The following is an 11,685-nucleotide window of genomic DNA, read 5'->3' on the forward strand; positions in this document are numbered from 1 at the left end:
AGTTCTTTCTATTGCTCAACAACCTTTATAGTAGTTGCATGTATAGATTGACCAAAAAAAATCTCTGCTTTTTCTTCAAACCCGATAGCATCATCAGTTGTATAGAATGTGAGTACACCACTTTTGGAACAAGTTTGCTCAACCTCAGGATGGCGATGTAGATAGTCTACAAGGCTATCTGCTACAATTGGACCTTGAGAAATGATTTGTATGTGTCTTGGTACAAATTGTTCGATGATGGGAAGTAGGAGTGGATAGTGTGTGCAGGCGAGTACTATCGTGTCAATATCGTGGGACATCGACAACAGGGTATCAATATCTTTCTTTACAAAATAGCGTGCGCCAGGGGTATCGATTTCATTGTTCTCAACCAAAGGAACCCAAAAAGGACAGTCATGTTGGAAGACCTCGATATTTGGAGAGAACTTGTTGATCTCGAGTTTATATGATTCTGATTTTACTGTTCCTGTAGTTGCCAATATCCCAATTCTGTTAGTTTTGGTGAAGTTTTGGATGATTTCGGCGGTGGGCCTGATTACTCCTAATACTTTCTTGCCTGGAGGAAGGTCGTTTTGTTGGATGGTACGTAGGGCTTTGGCGGATGCGGTATTGCAAGCAAGTATGACGAGATTACATCCTCTAGAGAAGAGTTCAAAGACACAGTCTTTAGTAAATTGATAGACGGTTTCAAAAGAACGGGTACCATACGGGATGCGGGCGTTGTCTCCAAGATAAATGTAGTCGTATTGTGGTAGTCTTTTTTGGATTTCCTTGAATACCGACAGGCCGCCGTAACCTGAATCGAATATACCTATCGGACCCATATTTGTATCTTGATCTTGCATAAAAAAACACTATTGGGAATACCCAACAGTGTTTTAAATATTGAGTATTCGGATTACTTAAGCAAAGATGGCTTTTCCTGATAAGTTTTCCATAACAATTCTCCAAATAATGTATTCGTCCACGCAAACCAGTGACGGGTATATTTTGTCGGATCGTCTTTATGGAAAGATTCGTGCATGAATCCAGTGCCGCCGTGGGTTTTAATCAGCGTCTGTATACAATTGCGAATTTCAGTCTCATCGGAGGTTGTAAATGCACGCATGATAATAGACATCGGCCAAATCATGTCGCGACCAATATGTGGACCACCGATACCTTCTGCCGCTGTACCTTTGAAAAAGAATGGGTTGTCAGCTGACAAAATGTATTTGCGGGTACGTTGATATACTTCATCATTCACATCTACAGCTCCTAAATATGGTAAAGCTAATAGACTTGGAACATTGGCATCGTCCATCATCAAATGACTACCAAAGCCGTCAACTTCGAATGCATATACTCGACCAAATTTTGGGTGGTCGATAATTCCATATTTTTGCACTGCTTGTTCCACCTCATTGGCTAGATTTTCCATCTTCGAGGCGAGGTCTGTATTGTTTTTTACTTTACGTAGTATCTCGGCAGATTGTCTCAGACTCACTACTGCAAATAGATTAGAAGGAATGAGGAAAGAGAATACGGTGGCATCATCAGAAGGTCTAAAGCTTGATACAATTAGTCCTACAGGTTTTACAGGATATCCAAGGCCATCTACTTGCAAAGTATCTGAACCTCTTGCAGTGGTCCTTTCAAATTTGTACGGGCCTTGATTCTCTTTTCTTTGTTGCTCAATAAAGGTCTTATAAATATTTTGTTGTGCTTGCACCCATTCCTCATCAAATGGAGTTGCATCATTGGACGCTTTCCAATAAGCATAAGCTAGGCGGATAGGATAACATAACGAGTCGATTTCCCATTTACGCTCATGGATACCAGGCTTCATGTTGGTATGATCGGTAAACCATTCACCCTTTTTTGTAGGGTCGTTATAAAACGCGTTGGCGTAAGGATCTATATTGATACATTTACTCTGCTTACGGACTAAACCCATGATGAGGCTTTGAAGGTTTTTATCTTTCTTCATAAAAGGAAGATAGGGCCACACTTGGGCGCTACTATCACGAAGCCACATGGCATCGATATCACCCGTAATTACATAGGTGAGCGGTTTGTCACCATCTTTTTCTGGATAGACGGTTGTGTCCAACGTGTTTGGAAAACAGTTGTTGAACATCCAAGCCATCTCTTTATTAGAGACGCCTTTTTGGAATTCGCTAATGACATCTTCAATAACCTTGCTTGAAAAATGTCTCTTATCTTTTGCTAGACGGACGACCGGAAAGGAGCTCTGCATCTCTGCAAAGGAAAGCTTGCTCGCCATCACTCCAGCACTTAATAGGGCCGCATTTTGAAGGAATGTTCTTCGTTTCATTATGGTGGTATTATAAATTAGTTACTATTAATCTCTCGCAATATAATAAAAAAATTGTTCTATTGGTATCGCAAATACGTTTTAGCTTGGTGATAATAAAGGTTTGCAACCATTAGTTAAATATTATTTAGTTAATTTGCACTTCGGAATGGATTTTGCTTAATGATTCCCGGAAATTTGATAGGAAAAAGGAATGTATATGCGGCCATAGTTAATAAGACCCTAAAGACTATTTCCTGTCCATAAATGCAAACTGTATTTGAAATATTCAGGTAGCCTCGGCTACACAAACATGAAAAATTTAGTTTGGATATTCCATACCGATACATCGGGACAAGTTAATGATAGATGAAGATCAAACGGAGCTTACGAGCTCAAGACGTAATTAAATACATATGAAATTTACTATACTCAAGCCTTGGTTGCGCTGGACGATTGCTACTTTGCCTTTGGCAATTGTCACACTCCCGACTTTTGCTCAGGTCAAAAACCAAACATACTCTTACCAATATTATCAAAAGTTCAATGACGTGGTTTATTCTCCAGATACTCGAGAATTTACGTCTTCCAAACCCTTTGTATTTAAAGATTTACTTCTGTCGCGATACGACTCTTTAGGAAGTGTAGGGCAAGTAGACTCGGACAATCTCTTTATGCGGAAGATTTTTAATGAACATCTTGTTCAGGTTGAAAAGGAAGATCATACTTTTTACCTAGATTTTATGCCAGACTTCCAGATTGGAAAGGACCTAATGGGAGACAAACGAAGTACTTATATGAATACTCGGGGTTTTCAAGCTGGATTGACCATTGGAGATAAATTTACTTTTTATGCCAATGCTTATGAGAACCAAGCTCGATTTCCAGGTTACCTGGACGATTATATGACCCGTAATGAACTCATCCCTGGTCAAGGAGTAACCAAAATGCAGTCCAATAATGTCAAGGACTGGATGTATGCTACAGCAAGTGCAACTTATGATGTCAGCCCGTATCTTCAAGTGACACTTGCGTATGACAAAAATTTTATTGGTGATGGGTATCGGTCGCTTCTATTGTCGGATTTTTCTTCGAACTATACTCACTTGAAATTAAGAGGAAAGATTGGGAATGTGCAATATACTTCCATTTGGGCTTATATGACAGATCCGAAGAATCCACGTGTTGATTCCCTCAATTCGGGAGGCCGTTTTGGCGATGGGATCAAATGGGGTGCGTTCCAATATTTAGATTATAACGCAACCAACAGATTATCGGTGGGTTTTTTCCAAGCGGTGGTATGGGCGAATAAAAATGAGGCTGGTCATCGCGGATTTGATTTCAATTATATCAATCCGTTGATTTTTATTCGCCCTGTGGAGTCTAATAATGCCTCTTCACCTGATAAAATGTTTTTAGGACTGAATGCAAAGTACAAGGTATTGCGCAATGCAACTGTGTATGGACAATTCTTGTTAGGAGAATTTACCGCAAAGGAATTTTTTGGTGGAAATGGGTATGCACATAACAAATGGGGAGTGCAGTTAGGAGCGAGAGGATTTGACCTTTTCGGTGTGAAACATCTTAATTTCTTAGGAGAGTTCAATACAGTACGCCCCTATACTTATCAACATTTTACTTCTATCTCTAATTATAGTAACCACGGCGAACCTCTTGCGCATCCTACAGGTGCTAATTTTAGAGAGTTGGTTGGGCTCCTGAACTACTCGTGGAAAAGGTTCGATTTCTCGGGACAGCTGTTGTATAACAGGTTTGGTACAGATCCAAACATGGAGACTAATATGGGAGGAGATATCTTTCAATCGTACAATGCAATTCCCAATTTGTATGGAAATTCGATTGGTCAAGGGGTGAAAAACAACCTGTATTTTGCGGATCTAAAAGCTGCATATGTATTGAATCCAAAATATAACTTACGCTTTGAATTAGGGTATACGCAACGTTATCGTCAAATTGAAAATATGGCCACCCAAAAATCGGGGGTTATTTCAGTTGGGTTGAGGTCTTCGTTCCGTAATTTCTATGGGGATTTCTAATAATAGTTTATCTTTATATCTCGATGAGACTATCGTGATTTGATAGCCCATACAATATACATTTTGCAAAGGTGCATCGAAACTGGTGAACAATTTTATATTGCCGTATGGCAACTGAAAAATAAATTATATACATATATGAAAAAAATATTGATCATCAACGGTCCCAATCTTAATTTATTAGGAGTCAGAGAGAAAAGTATCTATGGCGATCAAGATTTTGTTAGTTATTTCGAATCTTTAAAAATCAAGTATCCCGACGTTGAGCTGGAATATTTTCAAAGCAATGTTGAAGGCTTTATTATCGATAAAATTCATGCTGTGGGCTTTGATATCGATGGTATCGTCCTAAATGCCGGAGCCTATACACATACGTCGGTAGCTATTGGGGATGCGATAGCGGCTGTCAAAAGCTCAGTCATCGAGGTTCATATATCCAACGTATATGCGCGTGAGGAATTTAGACATAAGTCATATTTGGCTAAGAACTGTAAAGGTGTGCTATGTGGATTTGGATTGGACGGTTATCGATTAGCAATAGAGGCTCTGATATAGGTGTGCACTTTAGTTAAAGTGCACTTCTCATAAATCGTAACCAATTTCCGTTTGCTATCTTCTCTACATCCATATCGGTGTATCCCCTTGTTTTTAAGATAGTCGGAATCTTCTGGAGGTCAGCAATAGTTGTGATATCGTAAGGACATTGTTCCGTCCCAAACGCGCCGTCCAAATCACTCCCAATCCCAACATGGTCTGTATTTCCTGCCAATTGACAGATATGATCGATATTGTTGGCCACGATTTCTAGATTACAATTCATGCCTTTCGGAGTGGAAACACCTCGCTCCCAATTGGGTACCATCATCCAAGCATCCAAGGCGATACCGATTACCGCCTGGCGATCGATTAATGTTCTAATCATGTCATCACTGTATTGGCGATTGTGATTGACAAATTTGCGACAGTTGTTGTGGCTGGCCCAGATATTGCCTTGGTACAAATCCATTGCATCCCAGAAGGCATCGTCACAGAGGTGCGTTGCATCGAGTATCATGCCCAGACGATCCATTTCGCGTAGCAATTCAATTCCTTTATGATTTAGTCGACCTGTTGCATCTGTGCCATTCGCATATCGCCCTGGTCCGTAATGTGCGGGACCTATGGCTCTCAAGCCATAATTGTGAGCTATTTCGACGTGACCGATGTCGACAATGGAATCTGCACCCTCTAGACTGAGGATATATCCAATGGGCTTATCGTTAATTGATGAGGTATCTTGCCAGAGAGAGAGGTGATTTTCCAACCCAATCTTGTCTTTAATCATGACCATCTCTCCAGCAGCTTCCATTGCTTTATACCAGGCTAATTGTCCTTGTGTTTGTGCCCATGCTTGTTCAGCGGAATGCCAACCCGCACCAGGTCGATTATTATTGGCGCGCGTTACGCGTGCAATTTGCGTAGCGACGACAAGGCCGATATTTCCTTTTCGAAGTTCAGGGAAACAGGTGGTAGCATATCCTCGGTCAGGTTTGTCGGTCATCAACACCTCACTGCTATTGATTTCATCAATAGGCCATCGTAGGTCTCGGTTCCATTCCAAGGCATTCATACTTAAATCCAAGTGGGCATCGACGATAAATGGCTTATCCATAATGGTTGATTGTATTGTTTTAGATATTAATGATACGTTTACGGGCCACGATAGCCCATTCTTGGGTCTTGTTTTGATCAACAACGACATGTGCTACGTCGTAAAGAGCTACAGTAGGACAGATATGCACGGGTATACCATATAGAATGTCTCCAATCGAAAGTGTATGCTCCGATATTTGTAAGACCAGATGTTCTTCACTTTGAGCAACAGGTTGTGCTGTAGGAACATTTAAAAAATGGACACGAGGTAACGGATTTTCCGCAGCGACGGACTTATGTCCCAAATCTACACAGACATGGTTTTTGTCAATGAGGGAAATTACCCTGCTAATCAGTACGGCAGCATATTGAAAATGCAACTCTTTCAACAGGTGTTGATATCCCCAATCCCAAAATGCGAACGTACCCGGACTGCACTCAACCTCCTCACGTAGTAGATGTATGGGAAATGTAGGTGTGCCACCAATAACCATAAGTATGGGATGCCCCAATCTCTGAACGATGGTATCTTGTGCTTTTTTCGCAAGGAGGTAGCAATTATCTGCTGCTAATTTTCGCTGGGCAAACTCCTTATCATGTATGTGGCCATCATAAGCGTGTATCCCTTTTAATTGAAGAGTAGTGCAGCTTTCCAGCACATCCAATAAAGGTGAGATGTGTGCTGGTTTTAATCCTGTTCGGTTCATTCCAACATTAATATCGATGAAAACATCGAGCTGTATATGGTGTGCCCGACATATATAATCAAGCTGTAGTGCACTTTCAACATGGTCGATTAAACAGGAGAATCGAGTAGAAGGGTAGGCCTTGATTAAAGCTACGAACCGACGGGCTTTCGGACCTACGGGCTGGTAAGCCAATAATACATCGGGCGCTTGAATGGTACCTAGCATTTCAGCTTCGGCGATGGTTGCACATTTAAACTTCGAGATACCTTCCTGTAGCATCATTTGGCATACTTCTGCGGTTTTTGTTGTTTTGACGTGTGGTCTCAACTTTTCGACTCCTCCCGCCATCTCCTTCACAAGTGATATGTTGTTGGCAATCCGTGATGGATAGACAGCCAAAGCAGGGGAGTCGATGTGGTCAATATTGTCAATCTTATACCATTCCATGGGAGAGTTATCTTTATAGCGTGCCAAAATACTTGTATATGTGCGCAATAGTTCCTAAACAGAAGTCGTCAGCAGGTCGAATGAATGTTCTGCATTAGTATACTTTCTAATATGAACTCGGATGTTTTACTCATGTAGTTCGAATAGGGCTTCTATTTCCACTGGAATATTATCTGGCAATGAGCCAAACCCGACGGCACTACGCGTGCCGATACCATTTTCTTCACCCCACACTGCAGCAAATAGTTCGCTACAACCGTTGATGATATAGGGATGCTTTTCAAAATCAGACGTACAGTTGACCATTCCCAACACTTTAATAACCCTTTTTATTCTGGACAGGCTTCCAAGATTGCTGTGTATGGTCGATAACATTGTTAATCCTACTTGGCGGGCAGCCAATTTCCCTGTTTCCATATCCATATCGCTTCCTATACGACCTATGATTAAGGATTTGTCATCTTGAACCGGACCATGACCAGATAGATAAAGATATTTACCATCGATGACATACGGCTTGTATACGCCTAGTGGTTTCGGCGCAGGAGGTAAAGTCAATCCTAATTTTTCAAATGCTAAATCAGCATTATGCATATTGTCCATATTTTTTTAATTTAACGTGCTATTTCTTTTTTATAAAAACATATTTATTAACAAGACCCCCATCAATCCAGCGATAGATACAATAGCTTCCATGACCGACCAAGATTTTAACGTGTCTTTGACACTGAGGTTAAAGTATTCTTTAAACATCCAAAATCCAGCATCATTGACATGTGAGAACATTAAGCTACCTGCACCCAAAGATAATACCATTAGGTTAGGATTGACACCTGATTGATGCATTAAAGGTGCAATCACCCCAGCAGCTGTCAGTGCAGCGACTGTAGCAGATCCTACGCACCCTCGTATTATAGCCGCTATCAACCAACCCAAGATAAGCGGATGTACAGGCAGTTGTTGTAATAGCTGTGCCAGTTCGTCATTGACTCCGCTTTCTTCCATCACTTGTTTAAATATACCGGAGCCAGCGATAATAAGCAAAATCATCGCAATATATTTTACGGCATCAGCATAGATATCCATTACAGCCTTAATACTCCTCTTTTGTCGAATGCCTAGTGTATAGGTTGCTATGATAATCGCAATTAACATGACAATGGCCGGGTCCCCTAAAAAAGAAAGCCATTTGTTCACGTTATCGTTTAAATTTGGCAAACAGTAGGGGATGACTGTTACAATGATGAGAAGAAAAACAGGTAGAGTGGCAGAGAAAAAGCTATTGAACTTTCCGGGTATGCCAATATTGAGATCTACGCTTTTCTGTTCAAATAAGGTGACAGGCCCAGGCTGTATGCCCGTCAATGTTTTAGTGAATAAGGGGCCAGCAAGTATAATCGCAGGAATAGCGACTGCCAATCCGTAGATAAGGGTCATGCCCATATCCGCATGGAAGATAGATACCAGCGCGGCAGGTGAGGGGTGTGGTGGTAGAAAGCCATGAGTCACTGAAAGTGCGGCCAGCATGGGTAATCCGATGTATACAGATGAAAGACGATATTTATAGACGATGGAAAAAATTAATGGAACCAAAAGGACAAAACCAATTCCATAAAAAAGCGGAATGCCAACAACAAAACCCGTGACCATCATCCCCCACTGGATATGTTTGATGCCGAAAGTGTTAACCATTACTGCTGCTATTTTTTCAGCGGCACCGCTTTCGGCAACTAGCTTACCCAACATGGCGCCCAGAACAATGATTAGTGTAAGGCTGCCCATGATGCTTGCAATTCCAGTACTGACGATAGAGGGCAATCTTTCGACTGGAATACCAAGACCTATCCCTGCTATGAGCGACACGAGCAGAAATGATAAAAAAGCATCTACTTTGAAGTACGAAATAAGTGCAATCAATAGGACTAAGCAAAGGGCAACAATGAGAAGCGACATAGTGCGTTCAATGTAAAGGGTTATAGTTGATTCTGTTACGTTGGTTGTTACTCAAAAATATCAAAAGATATTGAATATCCAACTAAAAAAACACCATAATTTAAACAGCAATATTCATTCCCTCTTACTTCGAATATCAATATCAACGAACCGTCGACTTTAGTGGGTCATTTGATAAGCTTTGGTAGAAAACGGTAGACAATCAAGCTTAAAAATGAACATCCCACCATTACAGATACCATTGGTGTCGCAGTCCCGTTGTGCAATAAGCTGACTGCAGCAGAGGCCAAGGCCCCGACACCCATCTGTACACAGCCTAGTAGTGCAGAGGCGCTACCTGCCAGCTCTTTGAAAGGTGCTAATGCCAATGCGGATGTATTGGGAAATGTAAATCCCTGTGCCAATAAGAATAAAAAGATAATACCAATCATCAGTGGTAGGGTAATCCAGCCAGCCAACGTAGTGGCGATGAAGAATAATGCAACTATAGACTGGAATTGAACAGCAAATTTGGATATATCTGCACTAGATCTTCTATTGAGAGCAATACGATTAATCTGGGTCGCAAAAATTAGGGCTGAAGCAATAAAAGCAAAAGCAACCCCATATTGTGCCTCAGACAAACCGTAGTATTCTTGTAAAACAAAAGGGGAGCCCGCAAGATAGGCATACATCCCCGAAGAAGATAGCGCCCCAACTAGACAAAATCGAAGAAAGACGGGGTGCTTTATAACACTCCAGAAACTAGCAGTTACTTCCCGAGGAGCGAGAGAAAGATTTTTGTTCCCAGCGTATGATTCGGGTAAGAAAAAGATAACGCCCAACAGAATTAGGAATGAGATAATGGTGAGGATGGCGAAAATAACATGCCACTCATAATGAGACATCACAAACGCACCGACACTTGGCGCTAAAATAGGGGATATACCTACAACGAGCATGAGCATACTGAAGATTTTGGCAGCTTCTTGTGGAAGGAAATAGTCACGGACCATCGCTCTGGAGGCTACCATCCCCGAACAACTCCCCAAAGCCTGTATAAATCGAAAAAGAATCAATTGCTCTATCGAGGTCGAGAAGATACACATGATAGAAGCAAAGATGTATAAAGACAGGCCTATTATAAGCGGTTTTTTTCGACCGAACTTGTCTAGTAACGGACCATATACCAATTGTCCTACTGCGATGCCGATGAAAAATGAAGAAAGTGAAAGCTGAACTTGATCTACGGTTGTACCAAAATCATTTGCAATGATATTGAAAGCAGGTAAATACATGTCTATAGAAAATGGTCCTACTGCTGACAATAGGCCTAGTATAAAAATAATAGTAATTCTTTTTGATCGTGTGAAGTCGCGCATATAAAATATATAAATAAACATCCCAACCGCTCCAGCTAGTACTCCAGCACTGAGTCACTTAAACGGATTTTTTAGTCTGAAAAGTGGCTGTATTCCGCAGGAGTCTCTAATCATTTACATCCCTACTGTTCGTAAACTACCTGGTGGTGATGACTTTTGAGAAAGTAGTATTTCAGAAAAAAAGCCCTTTTATATAAAAGAGCTTTTAGGTGTTATTTGTTTTTTTGATCTGCCGGTTTTCGGAAGATAAGGTAAAAGCCTACGATAATAAAAGGGATGCTTAAGAGTTGTCCCATATTGAACAACATGTTTTGCTCAAATGCTTCTTGGTCGATTTTGAAATATTCTAATACAAATCGTGCTCCAAAGAGCAGAACTAAAAAGATACCAAATAAGAAGCCCGATTTTCTAGTGCTCTTTTTGTTATAAAGGTACCACATTACGACAAAAATGAGTACGTAGGCTAAAGCCTCGTATAATTGTCCTGGATGACGAGGTATATTATCATGTTGCTTGAATACGACACCCCAAGGTAAATCTGTTGGCGGGCCAATCATCTCTGAATTGAAAAAATTACCCAATCGAACGAATGCTCCTGCAATGGGTACGACCAATACAAGGCGGTCAGCCACCCACATAAAGTTGATTTTTGTCTTTCTTGAGAACAAATATATAGAAGTCAATATACCAACAGCAGCTCCGTGGCTAGCCAATCCTGCGAAACCTGTCATTTGAAAATTGCCATTGGCATCCCAACGGAAAGGCAAAAATATTTCTAAGATGTGATCTTTGTAATAATCAAATTCATAAAATAAGCAGTGTCCTAGACGAGCACCAATCAATGTACCTACGAAGATGTATATACTCAATTGATCTAATTGCTCCTGTGTCTTGCCTTCTTTTTTGAAGACCTTAAGCATCAATACATAAGATATAGCGAATGCAGCCAGCCAACAAAGGGCATAATATCGTAAACCAAAAGAACCTATTTTGAATATTTCGGGTTGGATATCCCAATTAATAACGTTGAAAAAATTTTCCATTCGTGATGAATTGTTTTAGAGTTGTAAACTTAGATAAAATGCTTTGAATTCTCGAGTACCTAGAGGAAAAAAAACAAAATGTAATTTTCCTTTTTACAATTTTTAAATCAGCTACCACAGTACTATATGTCTAAATCATTTATGCAAAAAGGAGTATCTTGTCTATACTACATAAATCCTAATGAAAATATATGTTAAACAGGTTAG

General features: G+C 40.6%; 10 protein-coding genes. 2 read left to right on the forward strand and 8 right to left on the reverse strand.

Annotated features, from left to right (window positions below):
• Positions 1-8: 8 nt before the first annotated feature.
• Positions 9-845 (reverse strand): glutamate racemase, encoded by an 837-nt coding sequence (gene murI, locus OQ289_RS07605; protein WP_270090115.1) that lies wholly within the window; start codon positions 843-845, stop codon positions 9-11.
• Positions 846-898: 53 nt separating this feature from the next.
• Positions 899-2,317, reverse strand: coding sequence for a glycoside hydrolase family 125 protein (locus OQ289_RS07610; RefSeq protein ID WP_270090116.1), 1,419 nt, complete (start codon positions 2,315-2,317; stop codon positions 899-901).
• Positions 2,318-2,712: 395 nt separating this feature from the next.
• Here OQ289_RS07610 and OQ289_RS07615 point away from each other — a divergent pair, with 395 nt between their 5' ends.
• Together OQ289_RS07615 and aroQ are read left to right on the forward strand one after the other, a co-directional pair.
• On the forward strand, positions 2,713-4,353 hold the full coding sequence (locus OQ289_RS07615; RefSeq protein ID WP_270090117.1) for a gliding motility protein RemB: 1,641 nt from the start codon (positions 2,713-2,715) through the stop codon (positions 4,351-4,353).
• Positions 4,354-4,491: 138 nt separating this feature from the next.
• Complete coding sequence (aroQ, locus tag OQ289_RS07620) at positions 4,492-4,908, forward strand: type II 3-dehydroquinate dehydratase (protein WP_270090118.1); 417 nt, start codon at positions 4,492-4,494, stop codon at positions 4,906-4,908.
• A 13-nt stretch (positions 4,909-4,921) separates the two neighbouring features.
• On the opposite strand, the gene OQ289_RS07625 is transcribed toward aroQ, so the two are convergent.
• The 6 genes from OQ289_RS07625 to lgt all read right to left on the reverse strand — a co-directional run bounded on the left by OQ289_RS07625 (position 4,922) and on the right by lgt (position 11,478).
• On the reverse strand, positions 4,922-6,004 hold the full coding sequence (locus tag OQ289_RS07625; protein WP_270090119.1) for a dipeptidase: 1,083 nt from the start codon (positions 6,002-6,004) through the stop codon (positions 4,922-4,924).
• 19 nt (positions 6,005-6,023) lie between these two features.
• Positions 6,024-7,121: a D-TA family PLP-dependent enzyme gene (locus OQ289_RS07630; RefSeq protein ID WP_270090120.1), complete on the reverse strand. Its 1,098-nt coding sequence runs from the start codon at positions 7,119-7,121 to the stop codon at positions 6,024-6,026.
• A gap of 126 nt (positions 7,122-7,247) precedes the next feature.
• Positions 7,248-7,715, reverse strand: coding sequence for an Atu1372/SO_1960 family protein (locus OQ289_RS07635; RefSeq protein ID WP_033566100.1), 468 nt, complete (start codon positions 7,713-7,715; stop codon positions 7,248-7,250).
• Between the two features lie 39 nt (positions 7,716-7,754).
• The gene (locus tag OQ289_RS07640; protein WP_270090121.1) at positions 7,755-9,074 is read right to left on the reverse strand and encodes a gluconate:H+ symporter; all 1,320 of its coding nucleotides are present in this window, start codon (positions 9,072-9,074) and stop codon (positions 7,755-7,757) included.
• Positions 9,075-9,241: 167 nt separating this feature from the next.
• Entirely contained in the window at positions 9,242-10,435 is a 1,194-nt protein-coding gene (locus tag OQ289_RS07645; protein ID WP_270090122.1) for a multidrug effflux MFS transporter, read from the reverse strand.
• Positions 10,436-10,647: 212 nt separating this feature from the next.
• Positions 10,648-11,478, reverse strand: a complete 831-nt coding sequence (gene lgt, locus OQ289_RS07650) for a prolipoprotein diacylglyceryl transferase (protein ID WP_270090123.1) — start codon at positions 11,476-11,478, stop codon at positions 10,648-10,650.
• Positions 11,479-11,685: the final 207 nt, after the last annotated feature.

Source organism: Sphingobacterium sp. SYP-B4668 (genome assembly GCF_027627455.1).
In the GTDB taxonomy this organism is placed as follows: Bacteria; Bacteroidota; Bacteroidia; order Sphingobacteriales; family Sphingobacteriaceae; genus Sphingobacterium.